Source organism: Brevibacillus sp. AG (assembly GCF_028369215.1).
GTDB classification, from domain to species: domain Bacteria; phylum Bacillota; class Bacilli; order Brevibacillales; family Brevibacillaceae; genus Brevibacillus; species Brevibacillus porteri.
In genome coordinates this window covers 379,352-404,012 of record NZ_JAQMYO010000007.1, presented here as the reverse complement: position 1 = coordinate 404,012, position 24,661 = coordinate 379,352, and the positions used below count along the sequence as shown (strand labels likewise).

The 24,661-nt window shown below is 45.4% G+C and carries 27 protein-coding genes; 23 read left to right on the top strand and 4 right to left on the bottom strand.

What is annotated here, in order from left to right:
* The first annotated feature begins 54 nt into the window (after positions 1–54).
* The 5 genes from POF51_RS20695 to POF51_RS20675 all read left to right on the top strand — a co-directional run bounded on the left by POF51_RS20695 (position 55) and on the right by POF51_RS20675 (position 4,531).
* Positions 55–516 carry a tripartite tricarboxylate transporter TctB family protein gene (locus POF51_RS20695; RefSeq protein ID WP_017247312.1) on the top strand — a complete coding sequence of 154 codons (462 nt, stop codon included), beginning with the start codon at positions 55–57 and terminating at the stop codon, positions 514–516.
* Positions 517–528: 12 nt separating this feature from the next.
* Positions 529–2,052 (top strand): tripartite tricarboxylate transporter permease, encoded by a 1,524-nt coding sequence (locus tag POF51_RS20690; protein WP_069846405.1) that lies wholly within the window; start codon positions 529–531, stop codon positions 2,050–2,052.
* A 23-nt stretch (positions 2,053–2,075) separates the two neighbouring features.
* Positions 2,076–2,858 carry a class I SAM-dependent methyltransferase gene (locus POF51_RS20685; RefSeq protein ID WP_069846402.1) on the top strand — a complete coding sequence of 261 codons (783 nt, stop codon included), beginning with the start codon at positions 2,076–2,078 and terminating at the stop codon, positions 2,856–2,858.
* A gap of 235 nt (positions 2,859–3,093) precedes the next feature.
* Entirely contained in the window at positions 3,094–3,546 is a 453-nt protein-coding gene (locus POF51_RS20680; RefSeq protein ID WP_069846400.1) for an Lrp/AsnC family transcriptional regulator, read from the top strand.
* 19 nt (positions 3,547–3,565) lie between these two features.
* Positions 3,566–4,531: an EamA family transporter gene (locus tag POF51_RS20675; RefSeq protein ID WP_271756005.1), complete on the top strand. Its 966-nt coding sequence runs from the start codon at positions 3,566–3,568 to the stop codon at positions 4,529–4,531.
* Positions 4,532–4,559: 28 nt separating this feature from the next.
* Here POF51_RS20675 and POF51_RS20670 read toward each other — a convergent pair whose 3' ends face one another.
* Both POF51_RS20670 and POF51_RS20665 read right to left on the bottom strand, forming a co-directional pair.
* On the bottom strand, positions 4,560–5,279 hold the full coding sequence (locus POF51_RS20670; RefSeq protein WP_174225361.1) for a response regulator: 720 nt from the start codon (positions 5,277–5,279) through the stop codon (positions 4,560–4,562).
* Complete coding sequence (locus POF51_RS20665; RefSeq protein ID WP_069846393.1) at positions 5,272–6,900, bottom strand: ATP-binding protein; 1,629 nt, start codon at positions 6,898–6,900, stop codon at positions 5,272–5,274. The genes POF51_RS20670 and POF51_RS20665 overlap by 8 nt, the downstream gene beginning before the upstream one ends.
* A gap of 266 nt (positions 6,901–7,166) precedes the next feature.
* Here POF51_RS20665 and POF51_RS20660 point away from each other — a divergent pair, with 266 nt between their 5' ends.
* The 6 genes from POF51_RS20660 (at position 7,167) to POF51_RS20635 (ending at position 12,589) form a co-directional block, all read left to right on the top strand.
* Complete coding sequence (locus tag POF51_RS20660; protein WP_069846390.1) at positions 7,167–7,379, top strand: hypothetical protein; 213 nt, start codon at positions 7,167–7,169, stop codon at positions 7,377–7,379.
* A 546-nt stretch (positions 7,380–7,925) separates the two neighbouring features.
* Complete coding sequence (qoxA, locus tag POF51_RS20655) at positions 7,926–8,912, top strand: cytochrome aa3 quinol oxidase subunit II (RefSeq protein ID WP_069846388.1); 987 nt, start codon at positions 7,926–7,928, stop codon at positions 8,910–8,912.
* Positions 8,913–8,935: 23 nt separating this feature from the next.
* On the top strand, positions 8,936–10,906 hold the full coding sequence (locus tag POF51_RS20650; protein ID WP_017247321.1) for a cbb3-type cytochrome c oxidase subunit I: 1,971 nt from the start codon (positions 8,936–8,938) through the stop codon (positions 10,904–10,906).
* 2 nt (positions 10,907–10,908) lie between these two features.
* Positions 10,909–11,517: a cytochrome o ubiquinol oxidase subunit III gene (cyoC, locus tag POF51_RS20645; protein ID WP_069846385.1), complete on the top strand. Its 609-nt coding sequence runs from the start codon at positions 10,909–10,911 to the stop codon at positions 11,515–11,517.
* 1 nt (position 11,518) lies between these two features.
* A complete protein-coding gene (gene cyoD, locus POF51_RS20640; protein ID WP_069846383.1) occupies positions 11,519–11,836 on the top strand; it encodes a cytochrome o ubiquinol oxidase subunit IV in 318 nt (105 codons plus the stop codon).
* Positions 11,837–12,058: 222 nt separating this feature from the next.
* Complete coding sequence (locus POF51_RS20635) at positions 12,059–12,589, top strand: GNAT family N-acetyltransferase (protein WP_069846381.1); 531 nt, start codon at positions 12,059–12,061, stop codon at positions 12,587–12,589.
* A 60-nt stretch (positions 12,590–12,649) separates the two neighbouring features.
* Here POF51_RS20635 and POF51_RS20630 read toward each other — a convergent pair whose 3' ends face one another.
* Both POF51_RS20630 and POF51_RS20625 read right to left on the bottom strand, forming a co-directional pair.
* Positions 12,650–13,180: a hypothetical protein gene (locus POF51_RS20630; RefSeq protein ID WP_069846379.1), complete on the bottom strand. Its 531-nt coding sequence runs from the start codon at positions 13,178–13,180 to the stop codon at positions 12,650–12,652.
* Between the two features lie 50 nt (positions 13,181–13,230).
* Positions 13,231–14,109 (bottom strand): YpjP family protein, encoded by an 879-nt coding sequence (locus tag POF51_RS20625; RefSeq protein WP_069846377.1) that lies wholly within the window; start codon positions 14,107–14,109, stop codon positions 13,231–13,233.
* Positions 14,110–14,299: 190 nt separating this feature from the next.
* Between POF51_RS20625 and POF51_RS20620 the strand changes: the two genes are divergently transcribed.
* From POF51_RS20620 to POF51_RS20565, 12 genes are all read left to right on the top strand, one after another.
* The gene (locus POF51_RS20620) at positions 14,300–14,869 is read left to right on the top strand and encodes an FAD-dependent oxidoreductase (protein ID WP_271756004.1); all 570 of its coding nucleotides are present in this window, start codon (positions 14,300–14,302) and stop codon (positions 14,867–14,869) included.
* A 231-nt stretch (positions 14,870–15,100) separates the two neighbouring features.
* A complete protein-coding gene (locus POF51_RS20615; RefSeq protein ID WP_271756003.1) occupies positions 15,101–16,870 on the top strand; it encodes a BlaR1 family beta-lactam sensor/signal transducer in 1,770 nt (589 codons plus the stop codon).
* 42 nt (positions 16,871–16,912) lie between these two features.
* The gene (gene blaI, locus POF51_RS20610) at positions 16,913–17,311 is read left to right on the top strand and encodes a penicillinase repressor BlaI (RefSeq protein WP_271756002.1); all 399 of its coding nucleotides are present in this window, start codon (positions 16,913–16,915) and stop codon (positions 17,309–17,311) included.
* 239 nt (positions 17,312–17,550) lie between these two features.
* The gene (gene blaBBI, locus POF51_RS20605; RefSeq protein ID WP_271756001.1) at positions 17,551–18,465 is read left to right on the top strand and encodes a BBI family class A beta-lactamase; all 915 of its coding nucleotides are present in this window, start codon (positions 17,551–17,553) and stop codon (positions 18,463–18,465) included.
* Positions 18,466–18,492: 27 nt separating this feature from the next.
* The gene (locus POF51_RS20600; RefSeq protein ID WP_069846365.1) at positions 18,493–19,176 is read left to right on the top strand and encodes an FHA domain-containing protein; all 684 of its coding nucleotides are present in this window, start codon (positions 18,493–18,495) and stop codon (positions 19,174–19,176) included.
* A 14-nt stretch (positions 19,177–19,190) separates the two neighbouring features.
* Complete coding sequence (bla, locus tag POF51_RS20595; protein ID WP_271756000.1) at positions 19,191–20,027, top strand: subclass B1 metallo-beta-lactamase; 837 nt, start codon at positions 19,191–19,193, stop codon at positions 20,025–20,027.
* A 117-nt stretch (positions 20,028–20,144) separates the two neighbouring features.
* Positions 20,145–20,798 carry a hypothetical protein gene (locus tag POF51_RS20590; RefSeq protein WP_069846359.1) on the top strand — a complete coding sequence of 218 codons (654 nt, stop codon included), beginning with the start codon at positions 20,145–20,147 and terminating at the stop codon, positions 20,796–20,798.
* 111 nt (positions 20,799–20,909) lie between these two features.
* The gene (locus tag POF51_RS20585) at positions 20,910–22,427 is read left to right on the top strand and encodes an MDR family MFS transporter (protein WP_271755999.1); all 1,518 of its coding nucleotides are present in this window, start codon (positions 20,910–20,912) and stop codon (positions 22,425–22,427) included.
* A 12-nt stretch (positions 22,428–22,439) separates the two neighbouring features.
* A complete protein-coding gene (locus POF51_RS20580) occupies positions 22,440–22,967 on the top strand; it encodes a PadR family transcriptional regulator (protein WP_069846354.1) in 528 nt (175 codons plus the stop codon).
* 96 nt (positions 22,968–23,063) lie between these two features.
* Complete coding sequence (locus POF51_RS20575; protein ID WP_017247427.1) at positions 23,064–23,354, top strand: DUF3817 domain-containing protein; 291 nt, start codon at positions 23,064–23,066, stop codon at positions 23,352–23,354.
* Between the two features lie 96 nt (positions 23,355–23,450).
* Complete coding sequence (locus POF51_RS20570) at positions 23,451–23,648, top strand: hypothetical protein (RefSeq protein WP_238144675.1); 198 nt, start codon at positions 23,451–23,453, stop codon at positions 23,646–23,648.
* Between the two features lie 38 nt (positions 23,649–23,686).
* A complete protein-coding gene (locus POF51_RS20565; RefSeq protein WP_271755998.1) occupies positions 23,687–24,613 on the top strand; it encodes an ADP-ribosylglycohydrolase family protein in 927 nt (308 codons plus the stop codon).
* Positions 24,614–24,661 lie beyond the last annotated feature (48 nt).

The window sequence follows — 24,661 nt, the reverse complement described above, 5'->3', positions numbered from 1 at the left end:
GCGATTCTTCTCCTCCTTCATTCTGGATTCTTGTACGAACAGGAGGGAACATGCGTGAGCAAAACATTTGACCGCTTCGCCAGTCTGGCTTTTCTCGTGTTAGGCGTAGCATTTGTGGTCGGGAGTCAAAACATCTCGGCGAGCGCTTACGGCAGCAATGTCGGACCAAACATTTTTCCGATGGGACTCGGAAGTCTTCTGATCCTGCTCAGCCTGCGATTATTTTATGAAACGTTCAAATACAAGCAAGAGGGCGAGAAAGAGAAGCAAAAGCTCGATTACAAACGGTTCCTCATCATTCTTGTCGCGGCATTATTCTACGTATTGCTTTTAGAGGAAATCGGCTACGTGATCAGTACCTTCCTTTTTCTTTTGGTTGGATTCCAGACGATGCAAAAAGGAAAATGGCTCAATAGCGTGATCATTTCCGGTGCGTTTTCATTCGGTGTCTACTTGTTGTACGTGGAAGTTCTCGATGGCACGTTGCCCGGTTTACCAACATGGTTAGGCTTGTAGGAGGTGGATGAAATGGGTGCGATTGATTATTTGCTGGACGGATTTGCCACTGCCCTGCAATGGCAAAATATCATCTTTGCGTTTGTCGGTGTCTTGATCGGGACAGTAGTCGGGGTATTACCAGGGATTGGGCCAATAAGTGGCGTGGCCTTGTTGATTCCAGTAACAGCTTCGTTGACGAGTGGACTGCCGCCAGAAGCAGCGGCGACCAGCGCCATTATTTTGCTGGCAGGGGTTTACTACGGAGCGATGTACGGTGGCTCTACCACTTCGATTTTGTTGAATACACCTGGTGAGTCATCTTCTGTTGTTACTGTACTGGACGGATACCCGATGGCCAAGCAGGGAAGAGCGGGAGTTGCTCTCTCCATCGCTGCGATTGGTTCTTTTTTTGCCGGGCTTGTCTCGCTTGTCGGTCTGGTATTTTTGGCAGAGCCACTCTCTGAAGTAGCGCTCAAGCTCAGTCCAGCAGATGAGTTTTCGCTGATGATCTTGGGGTTGTGTGCACTGAGCGGGTTGGCAGGCAAGTCCGTCACGAAAGCATTGATGATGACGGTTTTCGGCTTATTGATCGCGACGATCGGGCTGGACAATGTATCTGGCGTGGCGCGTTTTACCTTTGATATGCCAGAGCTTTATTCCGGTTTGGAATTCTTGACGATTGCCGTTGGGGTATTTGCACTCGGGGAAGTGTTCAAGACGATCCTCGAACGTGATATCAATGAGGGGGAGATCGCCAAAATCTCCCGAATTTTACCGACCAAGCAAGACCTGAAGGAAAGTGCCGGACCGATTCTCCGTGGATCGCTGGTTGGCTTTTTTAAAGGTATTGTTCCTGGTTCTGGTGCAACTCTGGCATCCTTCCTCGCTTATTTGCTGGAAAAGAAAATCAGTAAAACGCCTGAAAAATTCGGCAAAGGGGCAATCGCTGGGGTAGCGGCTCCAGAGTCGGCGAATAACGCAGCATCTGGCGGAGCGATGATCCCACTTCTGACCTTGGGGATTCCGGGTACAGGGACGACAGCGGTATTGATGGGCGCACTGATTATGTACAACGTGCAGCCAGGTCCGCTCTTGTTTGAAGATCATCCGAACATCGCTTGGGGCTTGATCGCCAGTATGTTCATCGGAAACGTGATGCTCTTGATCCTCAATATGCCGCTCGTAAAGGTGTTTGCGAAGCTGATTGAGACACCGCCTAAATATTTGATTCCTATGATCGTTGCCATTTCCGTGTTTGGTGTATACGCAGTCCGTGTCTCCGTATTTGATCTAGTCTTGCTGCTCCTCTGTGGACTCGTGGGTTACTTTTTGGCGAAAAACGATTTCCCAATGGCTCCACTCGTTCTTGGCTTGGTCTTGGGTCCGATGATTGAAAATAATTTGCGACGCGCGTTGACGACGTCCAATGGTGATTTTTCTATCTTTATTCAAAAGCCAGTATCGCTGGTGTTTCTGATCATTGCGGTTCTCTGGATCACCGTTCCCTTGATCATGAAAATGAGAGGGAAGAAAGTAATCGTGAACGAAGAATAGAAGAATAGGGGAGGGCGATTCTCATGCGCGATGACAAAAAGATCAAAGAGGAAGTCAGACAGCAGTTCGGTGCGAATGCCGAAAAGTATGTGAATAGCCAGACGCATGCTACGGGAGAGGATCTCGCTCTCCTGAAGCCTTGGCTGAATCCTTCGCCTGATTGGGTATTTCTCGATGTGGCAACGGGTGGCGGTCATCTAACCAAGGCAATTGCTCCACATGTCGGTCAAGTCTTTGCGACCGATTTGACGCAGCCGATGCTCGCAGCGGCGCGAAACCATCTGAAATCTCACGTAAGCAATGTCTTTTATGTAGTTGCGGATGCGGAAGCACTTCCGTTTTTGAGTGAAACCTTTGATGCAGTCGGGTGCAGAATCGCGGCTCATCACTTCCCGAACCCAGAGGCGTTTGTAAAAGAAGTGGCCCGTGTCCTAAAGCCGGGTGGAAAATTTGTGCTGATCGACAATATCGCAGCAGAGGATGAAAAGCTCGATCAATTTGTGAATACGCTGGAGAAACTTCGAGATCACAGTCATGTACGAAGCTACTCACGGTCCGAATGGTTAGCATGGATAGAGCAAGAGGGACTGGTGGAGAGTCATTCGCGCATCCGTAAAAAGACGTTCCCGTATGCGACTTGGGTCAGACGTACGACTGAGACTGAGGAGCAGGTTGAGCAAGTAACCACGCATATCACAAGCGCCGATGAGAAAATCCAAGCCTACTTCGCGGTTGAAAAAGAAGGAGAGCAAGTCGTTTCCATCCAAGTTGATGAGTGGATGGCGTTGTTTGAGAAACCAGAATGATCAGGACGATGCTTCTAAGCTGGTCCCCGCTTACAATCAAGCGGGGGCTTGTTCTTTTTTGTATGGGTACCTAAGTAACGATTCGTAATGATAAGGGGGCTTTCAAGACGGTTTTTTGGCATTATATTTTTGATATCTTGCTTCTGTATTTACTATTCGTTTGAATTCGGTCAATATAGAGTACGAATGGTCTATATGAAGGAAAATATGCTACTATAACCACAGGAGGTATGTGATGGATGAGGTTGACCTGAGAATTGTTCAATTGCTCGAGGAAAACGGAAGGATATCTCACGAGGAAATCAGCAAGCTGCTGCACATCTCGCGACCAGCTGTCCACCAACGGGTTTCCAAGCTTGAAAAGAATGGCGTTATCAAGGGATACCGTGGCATCATTGACTGGAGAAAATTAGAGCAAAGGCTGAAGGTATTGATTTTCGTCAAAGCAAGATGTCAGGATTTCAAAGAAATCACAGCAAAGATTGTGAACGTTCAGGTACCAAACGTGACCATCATCGAATGCCAGCGGCTCGCGGGAGAGTGGTGTATGATGCTAAAAGTACGTGCGACGGCACCGGAAGATATCACCAATCTGATTGATGAAATGGTCCAGTATGACGAAATACTGGAAACCTCCACGACCTTCATCTTGTCGACGATCTACGAGGATGGTAGGAAAGAAATTTGAAAGCCAGGGTGGAAACACAATGACAGGAAAAAAAGATTCGAAATTATTTGTCGTTACGATTGCGTTACTAGCGGTCTACCTGTTTTGGGGAGGCACTTATCTCGGAATGAAGATCGCTATTGAATCGATGCCACCCTTTATTATGGCGGGTGCGCGATTTTTTCTAGCGGGATTAGTCCTGTTCCTGATCGGACGTTGGAAAGGGGCAGAGCTGCCGAGTGCTGCAGAATGGAGAGGGGCTGGAATAGTTGGGGCGTTGCTGCTTCTCGGAGGTAACGGTGTAGTCGCATGGGCACAACTCAAGGTACCGTCAGCAATCGCGTCCTTGCTAATCGCTACGGTTCCATTATGGATTCTCGTTTTCAACTGGATCGGTGGCAGCAAGCAAAAGCCAACTGTTGGAGTCATGGGAGGAATCCTGTTTGGCTTGGCGGGGATCGCTGTGTTGGTTGTCCATCCCGAGGGAACAGGCAATCAAGGGATCGACACGATCGGAATCGTGGCGCTTCTGTTTGCCTCGATCTGCTGGTCAGTGGGATCACTGTATTCACGCAATGCAAAGCTCCCAGCATCGCCTGTGATGGCGACGGCCTTGCAAATGATCATCGGAGGAAGCTTGCTGGGGATCGCGTCGCTGTTTCTCGACGATTGGACGAAGCTGCATATAACGGAGATTTCCCTGCGTTCCTGGATTGCTTTTGGTTATTTAGTTGGATTTGGTTCTATTGTCGCCTACACGGCGTACATTTGGCTTTTGAAAAATGCAGAGCCTTCTCTGGTCTCCACGTACGCCTATGTGAACCCGATTGTCGCAGTATTTCTAGGCTGGCTGATCGCTGATGAACAATTGACAAGCCAAACCTTGATTGCTGCTGTCATGATCATCGCAGCCGTTGCCATCATCACGATGTTTCGGGAAAAGAGTCCAGGTGCGACAAAACCAGTAGCAAGAAAAGAAAAAGGGAAGCTTCAGGTTCATAAATGAAGCTTCCCCTTCTTTTTGCCATCAGGCATTATTTGGCCGTTTTTTGCGGTACCCAGCGGTATTTTCGTTCCGGACGCCCGACGGTTCCATAGAACGTCTCGACAGTCACTTCATTAATAGAGACGAGAAATTCGAGGTATCTGCGCACCGTCGAATGGCTCATGCCAGCAAGTGCAGCCAAATCATCGGCATTCATGCTTTGAGTGGTCTCCTGCATCTTGTCCCGGATCAGCTTTAACGTCAGCTTGTCGATGCCTTTCGGGAGTGTAGTGACAGTCTCAACAGTTTTGGTAGCAGGAGTGTGTGCGGCTTTTGTAAACAGCTTGTCCACTGCTGTTTGATCAATGGTTGTATGCTGCTGCAGCTGACGTCTCGTATTTGCATATTGCTCCAAGGTAGACATGAATTTATCGATCATAATCGGCTTGATGATGTAGCTGTATGCCCCGCCACGTATCGCTTCTCTCACGGTTTCCACATCGTTTGCGGCTGTGATCATGACGACATCGATCCCGCGAAAATGATTCCGTACTTCACGCAACAGGTCAATCCCGTTCATATCTGGCAAATAAATATCCAAGAGCAGAACATCCGGCGTAACGACGTGAAGCATCTCCAATGCCTGTTTTCCAGTCGTGGCCGTGGCAATAATCTGGAATCCTTCCAGTTTACTTGTGAATTGTTCATAGATTCTAGCTGCAATTTCGTCATCTTCCACGATCATGACGGTAATGGGTTTCTCAGACATGGTGGATTGCCTCCTCTCTACTTACTTCGTCCCATTTCTTGGGGACGACGACGGTGAAACGCGCTCCGCCAAGGTCACTTTTTCCGAGTGAAATTTGCCCCTCTAACACCTCGATGGCGTTTTTCACAATAGCCAAACCGAGTCCTCGATTTTCACCTGATTTCGTAGTGACACCGCTTTCAAAGATGCGGGGCTCCAATTCTTTTGATACCCCATGTCCATTGTCTTCGATGTCAAAAATAATATCGCCACCTAAATCAGTAAAGGATACGTGGACCATTGCGTCAGAGCCTTTGTATTCGAGGGCAGCTTCCATCGCGTTGTCGATCAAATTGCCGAGAATAGTGACCAATACCTTTGTATCCAAGCTGTCAGGTACATTTCCCAAATAGCTGTCCTGATCAATTTCGAGTAGTACCTTCAGCTCTTTGGAGCGATTGATTTTCCCTAGCAGACAAGCTGCGATGAAGGGCTCTTTGACTGAACTCATAATAAAGGCGAGAATATCTTGCCGTTCCTTTACTTCATCGGTGATGAGTTCGATTGCTTTGTCGTACTCCTTTAGCTTGAGGAGACCGTAAATGGTGTTCAAACGATTTAAATATTCGTGATTTTGTGCACGCATATTGTCCGAAAAGGAACTGATTTTTGTAATTTCTTCGGTGAGCTGCTCGATTTCAGACTCTGGACGAAATGTGAAGACCACGCCTCTGATTTCATTATTGCTCAAAATAGGAGAGTAGTCGGTTATAAAAATTTCATGCCCCAGCAAAATTTTGTAGTTCATTTCTTGTGTATTTCGATTGACAGAATGAATGATGTCGCGCAATTGCGGGCTAGCGATCGATTTGCCTACGGTCAAATCTTCTTGGAGGAGGGAACGTGCGCGTTTATTCATCGAGACGACACGCCCTTGCATATCGACTGCTACCGTAGCATCGCGAATCGATTCAAGAATAGCTGCTTTTTCCGTAAACAAAAATGAGATTTCTTCTGGCTCCAGACCAAAGATCAATCGCTTGACTCGTCGGGCAATGATAATCGCGCCAATAATTCCGATAACCAGCAGCACCAGGGATAAGGCAACGACCCTTTCCTTGTATTCCGCGACCTTTTTCTCTACATCACTCATCACATAGCCGACAGAGGAGACACCGATTGTTTCCCCTTGCTTGTTGACGATCGGTGCTTTTGCTTTGATGGCTGGACCTGAAATGCCTGTCCCCCGATAAATGACCGAGCGATTTTCTAAGAATACGGGGTCATTGCTGGTTCCCATCGGTAATCCAATCTGCTTTGGGTCGTAGTGAGAGTACCGAATTCCGTCCTTGTTTCCAATCACGACATAGCTGGCGCCCGTTTCCATCCGAATGGTTTCGGCTATCGGTTGAATTGTCTTGGAAGGGTCATCCGTTTCAAAAGCTGCAATAATGCGTTCGTCCATGGCAGATAGCTTGGCGACCGTCATGGCTTGCTGTCCAATATAACGATCCAAAATGTCATCTAATATGAAGGAAAATAAGGCATTTCCTATCCCCATACTGATCAGGACAACGATGGAAATGAGCAGAACCATTTGGGTTAAGAGGCTGATGCGGGCTTTTTTGCGTGTATGAACCATGGGCAAACCACCTTCGATGACAGTTCAAGATGTTAGGAATGTATGAAACCGTTTACTCCATTCATTATAACAATAACGCTTTCACATTTGTGACACAAAGTAAAAATGTAACAATGCGACAGCCAATAGGTTTATGAAAAAAGTTTTGACAATTTTTTTATAAAAAAATGAACAAAATATGAACAACAAGTGAATATTATGTTACAATAAGAGCATCAAACAAAAACGGTCACGCAAAAAATCTATGATGATAGGGGTTTTGTGTTATGAATAACGATCGAAAAGCAGCAGATGTATTAAGATGGATGGCTTGGACAGTACTATTTGTCGGTGCTGCTATTATGGCTTTCACTGCAAGCGATTTCAGATCGCAGAACTTGCCGTTGATGGTGTCGATCGGATTTTTGATCGCAGGCATGAATATCTTCATTATGAGCACGGTGTTTCGCTTAATGACACTAAAAAGAACGGACGCCTAACAAGATAAAAATAGTCCCGCAGAGAACCTCTCATTTTCTTCATTATTAATGAGAGGTTTTTTTATTTATATGGAATTTTACCGTCAGCCAAATGCGCTGGCGTTTTTTTGATTTTTTTATTAAAAGTGAAAAGAAAACTTGACATTCAGGATTGGGTGAGATGACCAAAAATGGGTGCTGGACTTCATTAGAGGAGAATCCTAACAAGAATATGATCAACTCGTGACTGCTATGTGAACACTTTGTAACAGAAAAGCTACGAAATATTGAACGTCGTTAAAAACGAGTACAAAAGCTCGCTGACTCTGATAGTATGTATATGCGGCAAATAGTGAAGTTCACTTGTGTTAAAAAACCTCTATTGTGAGGAACTCTCGAAAAGTGTGAATGCACGTTAAAAAAGAAGGTTTTCCAAAACCTCGTTCGAGATCTCTCCGTAGAGAGTGACTGCACTATTCGACATATGTGAGGCTAAGTTCACCTGAAAAGAACTGCGCTCTCAAAGTATTACATGCTTGTTGTTTGTGACTAGGAGGGATTAGGAGAATGAGCGGAGGAAAAATGCTGAGGCATATCCAGTTTTGGATCTTGGCAGTGTTGGGCACCGTTCTGCTGACAGGCTGTGGTAGCGAATACCTCGTCTTGAATCCAAAAGGACCTGTAGCAGAAACGCAGTACAATCTCATTATTATTTCCACGATATTGGTCGCTGTCATTATCGTTCCGGTTATTGCGCTTACCGCTTTCATTGTATACCGCTATCGGGATACACCGGGCAATAAAGCAAGTTATAAGCCGGAGTGGGCACACAGTACAACCCTAGAGGTAATTTGGTGGATTATTCCTATCGTTATCGTTGCATTGCTGGGTTACTTTACTGTCCGTGATATTTATTTGTTAAAAGAGAACCCGAATAAAGAAGTTGCCCCTATGACCATTCAGGTTACGGCTTTGGACTGGAAATGGATGTTTACGTATCCAGAACAAAATATCGCAACTGTTAACCATCTGGAGATTCCAGCAGGCGTACCGATTCGTTTCCAGGTATCTGCTGATGCACCGATGAACTCTTTCTGGGTTCCAGAATTGGGTGGACAGATTTATGCGATGGCGGGAATGGCTACCGAGCTGTATCTGCAAGCAGATGAACCAGGTACATTCGCTGGATTTAGCTCCAACTTCTCTGGTGAAGGCTTCGCCAAAATGCAGTTTAATGTAGTGGCAAAACCGAAAGAAGAGTTCGATAAGTGGGTTAAAGAAGTAAAAGGTACGACTCCAGCTATGACGAAGGCAGATTATGAAGAACTTCGCAAGCCTGGCGTGACAGATAAGTTTACGTATTCTGCATTCCCAGAAGGTATGTTTGAAGAGATCGTTGCGAAATATGGCCATGGTCACGATATGGACTATGTGATGGAGAAACTTCCTGCGCCTGCAGGTGACAAGTCTTCTAATGAGGCTTCGCAAAATACGCAGCAAAAAACTGAATCGCACAACATGCCTGGAATGAATCATTCCAGTATGAACCACTAGGCGAGAGGGAGGAGGAATACCACGTGTGGGAGAACATTAAGGATTTTGCATCCACGTTCTTTGTAACAGGTGACCCGCTGATTTACGGTGCGGACGTATCGATTGTACTATCCATGGTTGCGATCGTATTCGTTCTGACTAAGTATAAAAAATGGGGTTGGCTATGGCGTGAATGGTTGACTACAGTTGACCATAAGCGTATTGGTATTATGTATTTGATCGCATCGCTTCTGATGCTGTTCCGCGGTGGGGTTGACGCCCTGCTGATGCGTTTGCAACTGGCATTCCCGAACGTAGAGTTCCTGAACTCGGATCACTATAATGCCATCTTTACGACTCACGGTACGATCATGATTTTGTTCATGGCGATGCCGATGATGTTTGCCTTGTTCAACATGGTAGTACCGCTTCAGCTCGGTGCTCGAGATGTAGCGTATCCGTTCTTGAACGCACTCAGCTTCTGGCTGTTTATGCTCGGTGCGATGCTGTTCAACATTTCGTTCGTAATCGGGGGCTCCCCGGACGCTGGTTGGTTGTCTTACCCGCCATTGTCACAAAATGAATTCAGCCCTGGACCAGGTCAGAACTTCTATATATGGGGGATTCAAATCTCCGGTATCGGTAGTTTGGCGACAGGGATTAACTTTATCGTAACGATTCTCAAGATGCGTGCACCTGGCATGAAGCTTTCCAAAATGCCATTGTTTAGCTGGTCCGTATTGTCCAGCTGCATTATGATTATCTTCGCTTTCCCAATCTTGACTGTAACACTTGCACTGTTGTTCCTTGACCGTTTTGCAGGTGCTCACTTCTTCACGATGGACGGCGGCGGTAATCCGATGATGTACCTCAACCTCATCTGGATGTGGGGTCACCCTGAGGTATATATCGTAGTAGTACCAGCTTTCGGTATCTTCTCTGAAATCGTGGCTACGTTCTCACGCAAAAAGATTTTCGGCTACAAATCAATGGTTTGGGCGATGATGATCATTGCCGTTGTATCGTTCTTTACATGGGCTCACCACTTCTTCACAATGGGTACGAGCGCAAGTGTTATCGCCTTCTTTGCGATATCAACGATGGTTGTTGGTATCCCGACCGGGGTTAAGGTCTTTAACTGGCTGTTTACAATGTACCGTGGTCGGATATCCTTTAAACAACCAATGCTGTGGACCATTGCCTTTATCCCGTGCTTCGTTATTGGTGGAGCGACAGGGGTAATGCTGGCAGTAGCTCCAGCAGACTATCAGTATCACAACAGTTACTTCTTGGTTGCCCACTTCCACCAAGTGTTGATCGGTGGGGTAGTATTCGGTTACTTGGCTGGTATTTACTACTGGTGGCCAAAACTGTTCGGCTTCAAGCTCGACGAGAAGCTGGGCAAATGGGGCTTCTGGTTCTGGAATATTGGTTTCTACGTGTGCTTTATGCCGCAATACGCGCTCGGTTTCATGGGTATGACTCGCCGTTACTACACGTACGGTTGGGACCGCGGCTGGGCAGATATGAACCTCGTATCCACTGTTGGGGCATTCATGATGGGTATCGGTTTCATCTTCCAAGTATGGCAAATCGCTTACAGCATCAAGAATGGTGAGCGCGACACGACAGGCGATCCATGGAATGGTCGTACGCTGGAGTGGTCGATTCCGTCACCTGCACCGTTCTACAACTTTGCTGTTGTACCACAAGTGAAAGAAATGGATGACTGGTGGGCAACAAAAGAAGCAAAAGCAAATGGCACCTATAAAGAACAACCGGCGAAACTTGAGCCGATTCATATGCCGAAGAACTCTGGAATTCCGTTTATCATGGCGAACTTCTGGTTCTTGGTAGGTTTTGGTTTCACGTTTGGTTGGGTTTGGATGGCCGTCATTGGATTCATTGGAGTATTCGCATGCATGTGGGCACGCTCCTTCCAATACGACACGGATTATTACGTACCGGTGGAGGAAGTGCGTCGCACTGAGGCTTCACTGGGGAGGGTGGTGTAACGATGGCGCAGCATCATGACCATGGTCACGGCCACGACCACGACCATCATGAAGAGCATGAACAATTAAAGGTTCTTGGTTTTTGGATTTTCGTTGTTACAGACTGCGTGCTGTTCGGTACATTGTTTGCAACATATGCGGTAATGATGAATAGCTTTGCTGGCGGACCAACTGGACAGGAATTGTTCCAGCTGCCAGGTGTTATTGCTTCAACCTTTATCTTGTTGACAAGTAGCTTTACCAGCGGTCTCGCTGTTCTGGCGATGAACAAAGGCAACGTTAAGCAGCTGATTGCTTGGCTGGCTGTAACTGGTCTTTTGGGATTGTCTTTCGTAGTGTTGGAAGTTACTGAGTTTATGCACTTGATGAGCGAAGGCGCAACCATGGCGACTAGCGGCTACTGGTCCGCTTTCTACACACTGGTTGGTACGCACGGATTGCACGTAACGCTTGGTCTGTTCTGGATGACTGCGTTGATCATGCAGCTGAAGCGTCGTGGAATCTCTGCGGTTACTCGCCGCAAAATTACCAACTTTAGCTTGTACTGGCACTTCCTTGACGTTGTGTGGATCTTCCTCTTCACAGTCGTTTACTTGATGGGGGTGATGTAAGGTGGCACAACATCAAAACCATGGCGGACATCATAGTCACGGATCGATGAAAGAGTACGTAATCGGTTTTATCCTGTCGATCGTGCTCACCATTATCCCACTCGTGCTGGTCATGAACTCGATTTTGAGTAAAACGGCGACCATGATCGCGATCTTGGTAATGGCGGTCTTGCAGTTCGTAATTCAGTTGGTCTTCTTCATGCACATCCGCGAAGGAGAAAAACCGCGCTACAACGTACAGACATTGATTCTTGGACTTGTGATTGTATTTACAATCGTTGCAGGTTCCCTCTGGATCATGTTGTTTAACAAATATTAATCAGTTAAGAGCGTGGCACAAGCGATTCGATGCTTGTGCCGCGTTTTTTTGTTTATGATTTGTAGCTGTGGGAAGAAGCGCATATCCAGTCTACGCTTCTTCCTACGCGGCTTTTAGTCAACCAATGGAAGTAATTCAAGAAGGTAGAAAATTGTTTAGCTGGTATCACTCTCTTCTTGCAGCTATAATAGAAAGAATTTTACGGCAAGGGGAGTGAAGGTGATGGCTGGGCAACTGTATGTAACGAAGCCTTGTGCAGAACTTCAAGCAGAGTATATTTCCTTTTACGAAGAGTGGAAAGAAAGTGGAGAGCCTATCGTACCGTGGGTGGTGGATCGGGAGCCCTATGATTTTCCTGCGTATCTGGAATTTCTGGAGAGTGAGAGCAGCGAGGAAAATCTTTCAGATGGCTATGTTCCCCATTCGACGTATTGGCTCATGAACGAGGAGCGGCGCATAGTGGGGGCGGTGAACATTCGGCATCGTCTCAACGAGCGTTTACGAAAATACAGCGGGCACATCGGATACGGAATCCGGCCTTCCGAGAGACGCAAAGGATATGCGACGGAAATTTTAGCGCAAGCCCTAAACATCACGAACGAGCTGGGGATAAACGAAGTATTGGTGATTTGTGATTATGATAATGTAGGATCCGAAAAAACGATTCGGAAGAACGGGGGCGTCTTTGAGTCGGAATGTACAGACGAGGAGGGATTGGTCATTCGCCGCTTCTGGATTACACGACCTTCGTAAAGCAAAGGGCTATCTCATTGTCAGTTTACACGACGTTTGAGATAGCCCTTTCCCTATTTATTAATCTACCTCATATGCAATCAACTTGCGAACCCATTGCTCCATCTCGTCAAGAATATAGTCTGGGGGTGGAGTTTTGCCGTCCTTTTTTGGTAGGACGAGCCATTGTAATGGTTTGGGAACATGGCAGATTTTCTCAAGCAGTTCTCTTCCGTGATTGTCAATAATGATATCACGTAAAAAGATTAGCACTCTATTGTCTATCGCATGGATGAGCTTCCCTTCATATTCTATATCAGAGATAGTAACGGAAGGATGCCCATGTCTCTCAATACCGCCTAGTACTTCAACCCATACAAAATCATATGACTGGGAGAGTTCAGCTTCTAGGAGATCGGGATCTTTAACGAGTACCTGTTCTGTGGAAGAAAAGGGACGACTTAAAAAAATATCTGGGTCCATCTCCATATAGTCTAATACGACCTTACAAGATGCAGCTTGTTTGTTTTCATAGGTGTATAAAATCTCTTCAATTTTTTCGATATTTAATTTTTTTCCAATCACGAAGCCTATTTGCAGATCGATTGTCACTCACTCCTTCATGAAGAAGAGAAAATCGTGTTAACTCGATTTCCTGTCCATTAATCCTCTCCCCAATGTTCTGGGTATTGATTACTTTTCGTAATTTTAGTTTGGCCATGATGCCACTCGAAATTATCATCCTTTTTATGCCAATGGAAGTCAATGCTTCTACCTTTGTCCACTCTTTTCATATGAAATCTCAATAAGTGTTTATTTGTCCTCTTGTGAATAATATTGAAAACCTTTTCTCCTTGGTTAATGCCATTTAATTCACTTTTATCTTCTGGGCCGTCATAATCAATATCTCCATTATATTGTTCGTGCAACGCATCAACTTCTGCCCATATCTCAGGCTCTATTCTTTCTTCAAATTCGTCATAGGCCATTCTTTTTATTTTCTTCCCCATTTTTTTCTTAACCGCTTCTTTAAGAGCCAGTCTTAGGAGAATAGGTAATATAGTAGCTTGAACTTTATCTTCGCTTTTAATGCTTGAGTTACTTTGCAACAGCAGGACTTCTGTTATTTCGGGCAATACCGAATGATTTTCAGCTATTTGGTCTTTTACATCACGAATTAAATTGTTCAGCTCTTTTTCATCATCTTGACTGGTGGAAAAATACTCCTCCAAATCCCTTTTCACATCATCTTCAAGTGAAGTCTTTTCTAAGAATGCTTCTTGAAGATTCCTCTCGGATTTCATACCTTTTAGAACAAGGTCCAGGTTGTCGAAAGTATCGGTAAGTGATTTTTCAAGATCATCTTTGTCTACTGACATGACTTCACTTGAAAATTCGTATTGAAGCATTTCATTCACGGATGATTTGGTTAATACATCAGTCTCTGCAGCAAAACTAGATGTTAGAACAGTGCTGAATAGCATCATTGAGGCAAGAGAGGTTAAAAACAACTTTTTTCCTTTTTTGATAAAATCAATCATTTTAATCCTCCTATTTCAAATATTTACCAATTGATAAGATAATATAAATTTATGATTATATCAATTGCTTTTTGAATATTTTGTTCGAAGCTAAAAATCACTGGATAAACTAGTTAAAAGATATTGTCATATTTATCATACTTAGTATATAATTATGTTGTGAAAGTTATTTTGGAAGGGAGAGATTTCTTTGCTTGATATCGTAATTATTGGAGCAGGCCCGGCAGGAGGAAGTGCAGCGTTGTTTGCTGCAAAAGCAGGTAAGAAGACGTTACTGATTGATAATGACAAAAGCATGACCAAGCGCGCGTGGATGGAAAATCACTACGGCATCATGGAAATCTCAGGCCCAGACCTCATTGAGATCGGTAAAAAGCAAGCAGCGAAATTCGGTGCGGAGCTGGTAGCCGACCAAGTAAGCAACATTACCAAAACAGAGCAAGGCTTACTCGTAGAGACAGCGGAAAAAGGCAGCTTCGAGGCTAAACATGTGATTCTTGCAACGGGAGCGCTCGTGACTTTGGCAGAAGCGATTGGGGTAAAAACCAAAGAAGGTACAGAGCCACGGATTAAAACCGTTGTCGATGTCGATGCACAAGGAAAGACGAACATCGAAGGAATATGGGCAGCAGGTACGTGCGCGGGAGTAAGCGTACATACGATTATTACATCTGGTGATGGCGCCAAGGTTGCAATCAATGTCATCAGCGAACTGAATGGCGAGCGTTACGTCGATCACGATGTTTTGAAAATAAACTAAATCAGGTTCAAAAACACCTTCTTACCATTTTTGAAGAAGGTGTTTTCTTTTTTCTTCCAATCGACGATAGCTTGTATCGTGATCTCGTTTTTGACATAATGAAGCTAATTGTGCTAATCGACGTGAAAGAATCCTGTCAGGTTGAAGAGCGTTCCTGTTGCTCTGGAAAATTGATACGGATTCTATTTTTATCTAGATTGCCCTATGTAAGAAGGGAGGGAGACAGGTAGCATGTTCGTCAATCATGTGGTGATTAGCTTGATCGTTTCTTCCTGTACGATCGCACTTATTTTCTTGATTCGAAAAGTATTTCGCTCACAGATGTCGGCTAGATGGCAGTACAATTTGTGGTTTCTCTTGCTGGTCGCTTTGACGCCAGTTTTTATCCCGAATTACTTTTTTGATTTTGGAAATGTTTTTGTTTCAGGGATGAATCAGCGCAATGAAGCTGGCAGCTCGATGCTCGCTACGAAAGCTCCTGTGTTTGAAAATGCGAATTGGGTACAGGATTTAACGTTGTCCGTAAATCGCTATACACCCGACTCCTTTCCTACGATTCTCGTCAGCATATGGGTAGTCGGCATGATCATTTGTGCTTCGATCACGTTATCAGCCTGGTTAAAAATCCAGCAGATCAAGCGGACAGCATCTGTGATCACCAATCAAGAAATCATCGAGTTGTTTGAACAATGCAAGAAGGATGTAAAAATAACGCGGAACATCGTGTTAGCAGAATCCAAGCACGTCAAATCTCCGATGACGTTTGGCGTTTTTACGACGTATGTTGTTCTTCCCAGTCATTTTGATGAATGGCTGTCGCTCAATGAAATGAAGTATATCTTTTTGCATGAGCTCATGCACAAAAAAAACAATGATATCGTCATGAACTACGTGACTGTCGTGTATCAGCTTTTGTATTGGTTCCATCCATTGGTCTGGCTGGCTTTTCGGGAAATGAGAGTAGACCGTGAAATTGCTTGTGATGTAGCTGTATTGAACTTTTTAGACAAGCGAAATTATCCGGAATATGGTCATACCATCATTAAGTTTTTGGATAAAGAAAGTCGAGCCGGAAATGTCGTTTTGGCCAATCAGTTAAACGGTTCCAAGAAAGCAGTGAAAAAACGAATCGAGAAAATTGCATCCCATAATGCCGAATCAAAGCTGTTGCAGTTGAAAAGTACGTTCATTTTTTCCATGATGGGCATCTTGGTTGCCAGTCAGGTTCTTGTTGGTTCCGCTTTAGCTGACGATCGCAGTCGCTATCATTTTCAAGATGATCGAACGATTTACGAGGATTTAGACAACTATTTCCGTGGTTATGAAGGTAGTTTTGTCTTATATGATTGGAAAGCCGACCAGTATCGGATTTACAACAAGGCAGGAAGTACACAACGAATTTCACCGAACTCCACCTACAAGATTTTTCTCACCTTGTTTGGATTGGAGACCGATGTGATTTCGAGGGAAAGCTCCCTGTTAAAATGGGATGGAATCCGTTATCCGTATGAGCAGTGGAATCACGATCAAGATCTATTTACCGCGATGCGATACTCCACGAACTGGTACTTTAAAGAGTTGGATAAGAGCATTTCTCCGGATACATTGCAAGCTTTTCTGGAACAATTGAACTACGGAAATTACAATACATCTGGTGGAATCGGCGAATATTGGATAGAATCTTCCTTGAAGATTTCACCGGTGGAGCAGGTACAATTATTAAAAGCGTTCTATACGAACCAGTTTGGTTTTCAAGAAAACAATATCCAGACGGTGAAAGATTCCATCCGGTTATCGGAAAAGGCGGGTTCGATTCTTTCCGGGAAAACAGGTACGGGCGCCGTCAATCAAAAAGATGTGAACGGTTGGTTTGTTGGATATGTAGAGAACGAGGAAGGCACCTACTTCTTTGCTACAAATATACAAAGCGAAGATGACGCGAATGGATCTGCAGCAGCAGAAATCACCTTGTCTATTTTGAAAGCGAAAGGTCTTTTCTAGCCTTTGTTGTTTCAGTCATGAATATCGAAAGGGGGAGACTTCATGTCTACATCCATGCCAAGTATTTCAGAAGCGGAATGGCGAGTGATGAATGTGCTATGGGAAAGGTCACCGCTGACAGCCAACGAAATTATTTCCTCCTTGGAAGGTCAAACGGATTGGAACCCAAAAACAGTACGTACTCTTTTGAATCGTTTGGTTCAAAAAAATGCCGTTGGAGTCAATCAAAACCTAAGAGTCTATACGTTTTATCCGTTGTACTCACAAAATGAATGCCAGCACGCCGAGGCACAGTCCTTTCTGGAGCGGATTTACAGCGGAGCGCTAAAATCGATGCTGGTACAGTTCATCCAGAAGGAATCCTTATCGGACGAGGAGATTCAGGAGCTACGTTCCATATTGGATGCGAAACAAACATCGACTGATCTTCCTAAAAAATAAAGCACGCCCTTTCAAGCTGACTTGGAGAAACCATTTACGGTTATCCAGTTTTCTTGAAAGGGCGTCTTTTTTATTTTTAGAAAGAATGGATGTAGCTCTGTTCCTTAGCAAGAAAAAGGAGATTGACACTAGTGGATTACGCGTGTAATATAATCGTGAAATCAGTTGATTACAAACGTAATACGGTATTACGAGAGTAATCTATCGTTGTTATCTTCCTAGAAAGAGGTACGTCATCCATGAAAATTCACCAATCTAAACGGATCGGATTCACAGTGAAAACGATTATTCTCACACTTCTTACGCTCACTGGTTGCTCTTCTCCAGAAGCACCTGTCGTTAAAACGGAAACGCCAGCATCTGCAATGGATCAAAAGTTCGTTGCGCTGGAAAACAAGTTTGATGTGAGACTCGGCGTATATGCGATCGACACCGAAACCGATGTGGTAGTTGCTTATCGCGAAGATGAACGATTCGCTTTTGCCTCTACGTACAAGGCTTTAGCAGCAGGTGCAGTCTTGCATCAGAAGCCGTTGGAAGAGCTCGACAAAGTCATCACCTACACCAAGGATGATCTCGTTACTTATTCACCCATCACAGAAAAACACGTAGCGACCGGGATGACTCTTCGTGAGGTTGCAGACGCCGCGGTTCGCTATAGTGACAACACGGCGGGAAATCTGTTGTTCAAAGAATTGGGTGGACCGAAAGGCTTTGAATCAGCCCTTAGACAGATTGGCGATAGTGTGACGACGTCCGAGCGTTATGAGCCGGAATTGAATGAGGCTAAACCAGAAGATATTCGCGATACAAGCACACCGAAAGCACTTGCAACGAGCCTGAGAGCCTATACGGTAGGGGATGTGCTGTCGTCGGACAAGCAGACGATTCTTATCGAGTGGCTGAAAGGCAACACAACGGGAGACAAGCTGATTCGGGCGGGCGTACCTAAAGACTGGAAGGTCGGAGATAAGACGGGAGCCGCAAGCTACGGAACACGAAACGATATCGGTATCATATGGCCACCGAATAAAAAGCCCATTGTCATTGCAGTGCTGTCTAGCAGAGATAAGCAGGACGCCACTTATGATGATGCGCTCATTGCTGAAGCTACCAAGGTTGCTGTTGAAGCACTGACGGCTGTAAAACCGTAATAGATCAACAAGTGAGGTGATCACCAGATGATAGACAACGGTGCATACTTACTCGTAAAAAAAGGGGATCCCAACCTATTTACCACACGCAAATATCTCAACAAGGATCGCTGTACAATCGGGCGGAGGGGAACTGGTTTTCAACTGGACATTACATTTTCCAGTCCGTACATTTCGAGAATGCATGCAGCCTTTCAAAGGATCGGGAATGATTACAAGATTATCGATCTGGAAAGCAAGCATGGCACAGAGGTAAACGGGACGCCCCTTCATTATTCCTCTCACATTCTGCGCCACGGGGATCAAATAAGCTTGTCAAAAGGGGTAGCAGAGCTCGTCTTTTTACGAGAGGCCAATAGACTGGATGATACAGTGGAGCTCCCTTTCACGCAGTCAAAGAACACGTCGCTTTTGCCAGGATTGGAGTTTCATTTGGAGAGAAGAGAAGTTCGTCTCGATGGGGCTAGACTGCATTTGACCGGAAAAGATATGGATTTGCTGAAGCTTCTATACCAAAAGGCGAACAGCGCCGTTAGTTTTGAAGAAATCATGCTGACAGTATGGCCAGAGCGAATGCTGCATGAGGGCAATGTCCCGGATGTTGGACGAGTGGAAGTCAATGCGCTCGTCTATCGATTAAGGAAAAAGCTTCGGCGCTACGGGCAGCAAATTACGACGATTCCGCGGTATGGATATCGCTTAGATGTTTGAAAGGTGAGATTCATTTGAAGATTCATAAAGGATGGATAGGGAAGGCTGTATGTAGTTTTTTCCTGACAGTCGCCGTTGCTCTGACACCGTTTTCTCATCAAACGATTGCCCAATCTGAAACAGCATCTCCCACTCAGATTACCAATCCAGGGAAAAGCATTGTGTTATCAAAATTAAATGACAAAGTATGGTTACATACAACCTATAATGAATGGAATGGCACAACCTATGACCACAATGGCTTAATCGTTTCTACGTCCAAAGGGATCGTCCTGATTGATACAGCATGGGGGGACACCCAAAAAACGGAAGAGCTATTACAGCTGATTAAGAAGCATTGGAAGAAAGACGTTGTGTTGGCGCTGATTACACATGCACATGATGACAGCATTTCAGGTATCCGTGCGTTACTCCATCAAAAAATAGATGTACGCAGTACACGTTTGACGGCAAAATTAGCGAAAGAATATGGATATCCTTCGTCCAATCCGACACTCGATGAAAAGCCCGTAATAAAGGTAGGCGACACGATCTTAGAAGCCTATTATCCTGGGGAAGGGCATTCGAGTGATAACATTACCGTTTGGCTTCCCCAATCCAAAGTATTATTTGGTGGATGCTTCGTCAAATCATTAGAGGCTAAGGACCTCGGAAATCTTTCAGATGCCAATGTAGAACAATGGGATGACTCTGTTCAGAAAGTAATTAAAAAATATTCACAGGCCGAAATGGTTGTACCTGGACATGGAAACACGGGAGGCAAAAATTTGCTTGATCACACCATTGAGCTAATCAAACAACATTCCCAGAAGCAAGCAGCTAAAACAAACTCCTTCTCAAGATCAACATGAGAAGGAGTTTGTTTATGTAGGGGTGTTTTCTTTTTTCTTCCAATCGTCTAAACTTTTGATATAGGCCAGAAGTCATTGCTCTATTACCACAATGATTCAGTCATAGGAGTCCTCATTATGAAAAAAATCGTAGGTATTGCCTTGATGGTCGCTTTACTAGGCTTCAACGCCTATTTGTGGCCGACCCTGATTCACGCGGTAAAAACAGATGGACGAACCGATGTGAAAACAGCATCTGTCTCGCAAAAAGCAGGTACGGCAAAGCCCGCTATGGATTTGGCGAATCAAGGTCCGCGCGCCGAAAACGTTTCTGCCTATCCGGTTGAAAAGCCTGTGGCTGTGTCAGCACCTGTACCAGCACCAGCGCAGAAACAAAGCGAAGGAAAGCCAAAAACAAAAGCGGTAGCAGCTGCTAAAACGAACACACCGAAGAAGAAAACACAAAAGACGAAAACCGCAACAAAACCAGTCAAAAAACAGACGGCACGTCCTCCGGTAAATAAGGTGCCAACGTATCCGGCCTGGGATGATAACGGCCTCTATGTCGTAGACGATGGAGGACCAGGAAGCAATTGGGTGAGGCTGTCGGATGGTTCTTTGCTGCGTAAGAGCGACGGGACACGGACATTTAACCTGCCCTATGATAAGAATCCATTCACTGGAGAGATTAAGCCAACAGTGGAACCGATGTCAGAAGCGGCGTATAAAATGTGGAAGGGCAATCAAGCCCAGCAGCCATCGCCATTCAGCCCGTCACCGTTCGGGCGATAATGAGTCGCGAAAAATTGCTCCGAGAAAAGGAGCAGTTTTTTTCGATCAGTAGTCAAATTTGAATATAATAATGTATAGTACTTTGATTTGACCACTCAGGAGGGTGAAGCAATGATTGCAAGAGAAAGTAAAGTGAATAGGGTGTTGGCGGGGCTTCTGCTTGGTCTCCTGATGGCTTCCATGGACAATACGATTGTCGCGACGGCGATGGCTACGATTGTCGGTGAGATGGGCGGCATGGATAAGTTTGTTTGGGTGACATCAGCGTACATGGTCGCTACGATGGCGGGGATGCCGATTTTCGGTAAACTCTCCGATATGTATGGGCGAAAACGTTTTTACGTATTTGGTCTCATTGTATTTTTGTTAGGGTCCATTTTATGCGGGACGGCAAACAGCATCGTTGAGTTGAGCATTTATCGGGCGATTCAAGGGATTGGCGGCGGAGCGCTGATGCCTATTGCCTTCACGATTATTTTTGACGTATTCCCGCCGGAGAAGCGTGGAAAGATGACGGGACTTTTCGGAGCTGTATTCGGTACGTCCAGCGTATTTGGACCTTTGCTGGGGGCGTATATTACCGAATATGTCAGCTGGCATTGGATCTTTTACATCAATGTACCGATTGGTGCTGTGTCCCTCTGGTTGATCTCCATGTATTACAAGGAGTCACTGGAATATCGCAAGCAGAGCATTGACTGGTGGGGAGCGATTACGCTGGTCGGAGCTGTAGTGAGTCTGATGTTTGCACTGGAGCTGGGCGGCAATCAATACGCGTGGGATTCGATGCAGATTATTGGATTGTTCTCTTCCTTTTTCTTGTTGTTTGTGATTTTTCTATTTGTCGAGAAGCGGGCATCTGATCCGATTATTTCGTTCTCCATGTTCAAGAAGCGGTTATTTGCTACGACAAATGCGATTGCACTGTTGTATGGAGCTGCTTTCATTATCGCTACGGTGTATCTGCCGATTTTTATCCAAGGGGTATATGGCGGGTCAGCGACGAATGCCGGATTACTGTTGACACCGATGATGCTCGGTTCGGTTGCTGGAAGCCAGCTAGGCGGATTTTTGACAACGAAGACCAGCTTCCGCAATATTATGCTTCTGTCCGCAGTCTTTTTCATACCAGGTATTTTCCTTTTGAGTACACTGACGCCTGATATTCCTCGTTCAATCGTTACGCTTTATATGGTGATTGCAGGGTTTGGTGTGGGCTTTTCTTTCTCCACCTTGGGAATTTCAGCGATTCATGGCTTTGATATGCGTCAAAGAGGATCGGCCAGTTCGACGAACTCTTTTTCCCGTTCATTGGGGATGACATTGGGAATCACCGTGTTTGGTATCTTGCAACGCAACTCGTTTGAAAACGGCATGTTCTCTGCCTTCGGGGGACAAGAGATGACGAATGCCATTACGGATCCGCGAGCGATTTTGACACCAGAAGCGCGCGAATCCATTCCGGGTCCTGTTTTGGATCAAATGATCGATATTCTCGCGTCATCGATTGCGAACACGTTTACGTGGGCGCTCGTTCCTGCTGTTCTTGCTCTCGTGTGCATTTTGCTAATGGGAAATGATCGGGCGCTGGCGAAATCGCCTTCCGAACCGAAACCGGAACGCGGGTAGAGGAGAATCGTCATGAGTCTAAAATTGCTTGTTCTGGGATTGCTGATGGAAGGGGAGAAGCATCCCTACGAGGTTCAGCAGCAGGTGAAGGCCAGGGGAATGGATTGTTACATGAAATACGCCAAAGGCTCCCTCTACTATGCCTTCGACCAACTGGAAAAGAGCGGGATGATTGAGGTCAAAGAAGTCATTCGTGAGACTAACCGCCCAGATAAGACGATGTATGGGATCACGGAAAAAGGCGAAGAGCAATTTCAACAGCTTCTCTTGGAAGAACTGCAAAAACCGATGCATCTGACCCATCCGATCTACGCGGCTCTTACTTTTGCTTCGTACGGTGATCCACAGAAAATGGATGAGGCCTTGGAAGTGAACATCCAGGAGGTAAGAAGGTTAGCTGGATTATTGGAATCGATCCAGGAGGAAAAAAGAGAGAGGCTTAGCTGGGGAGCACGAACGATTCTGATCGGTGCCATTGAGCATTTGCACGCAGAGATGCGCTGGATGGAACGTATCCGGGAAGAAGCTTGGGGCCGTTGATTTTGAATATATTATGAACATTGGACTATTTTCATCATTATGATAGTTTTTCGTTTATAATAGTGTTAATTTCAATGGCAAGGATGGTACCCGCACATGATGAAATCTGCCCTCGGACGTTTCCGTCTCATCGGCCTGATCGAAGGTATCTCGTATTTGGTACTTCTCGGAATTGCTATGCCGCTTAAGTATTTTTGGGATTATCCAGCCGCAGTAAAAATTGCTGGCTCGCTTCATGGATTGTTTTTTGTCCTGTATATTTTGGCGTTGGCACATGTTACAATGACCAATAAGTGGTCCTTTTTGAAAGTGATCGGGGCATTTATTGCTTCATTACTGCCATTCGGCAACTTTGTTCTGGATGCACGCCTGAAAAAAGAGCAGTAAGTATACACATTACACATTATGTAAGGAACTAGAAGGCGGGTCATTGTACCCGTCTTTCGTACATATTCAAAAGAGAAAAAAATGGAGGGGATCTGTGTGGAGACCAGAATTTTAGCAGGAATTCTTTTGTGGGACGAAGAGGAACAGTACGTTCTTGAAACCGTGATGGAGGACCGTTTCAAGCTGGTTCTGCCGCAGATTATCACGCTTGCAAGCACAGAAGAAAAGGTAGCGACGGATGAATTGAACGAACAATACTTCGGTCAAAATGTCATTGCCAGATGCTTTGTTTGATATGAACAGATAATTCAGAAAAAAAGGTGTGGATAGGTGTGGAGCTGCGTGATCGCTATGCTGGAAGTTTGCTAGGGTTGGCCGTTGGAGATGCACTCGGCACAACTTTAGAATTTCGCAAACCGGGTACCTTCGAGCCGCTTACAGAAATGATCGGGGGAGGACCATTCGATTTAAGGCCAGGAGAATGGACGGATGATACGTCGATGGCCCTGTGCCTGGCTGAGAGCTTGATTACGAAAAATGGCTTCGATCCGGTTGATCAGATGAACCGATACGTAGCTTGGTTTCGAGAGGGTTATATGAGCTGCAAGGATCATTGCTTCGATATCGGGAATATCACCAAAGAAGCACTGTGGCGTTTTGAGCAGACAAAAAATCCATTCAGCGGATCGGATCACCCGATGTCGGCAGGGAATGGCTCCATTATGAGGCTAGCACCAGTCGCACTCTATTATGCCAATCAACCGGAGCTCGCCATCGATTACTGCGCGCAAAGTTCTCGAACTACACACGCAACGGCAAAGGCAGTAGACGGCTGTCGTTTTTTCGGGGCATTGCTCCTGGGGGCTCTACAGGGTATTTCCAAAGAGGAGTTGCTTGCTGATTCGTTCTCTCCTGTAGCCGATCTATGGGAAAAGCAACCGCTTGATCCTGATATCGCCCGTGTCGCGAATGGCTCCTACAAAGAGAAAACTAGAAAAGAGATCAAAGGATCTGGATATGTCGTCGATTCGCTTGAAGCGGCGCTTTGGGCATTTCATTCCAGTCGTTCTTTTGAAGAAGGCCTGTTCCTAGCGGTAAACCTTGGTGATGATGCGGATACGACGGGAGCTGTCTACGGTCAATTGGCAGGTGCTTATTACGGAGTAGAAGGCTTGCCCCAACGGATGCTTGCGCTGTTGGCCAAGCGGGAGTTGATGGAGGAGTTCGCGCGGAAATTGTACGAGCATGCTAACCACTAACCGACAAAATGGAAAATAGGTGAAAAACGATAAGCACTACCAATCAGG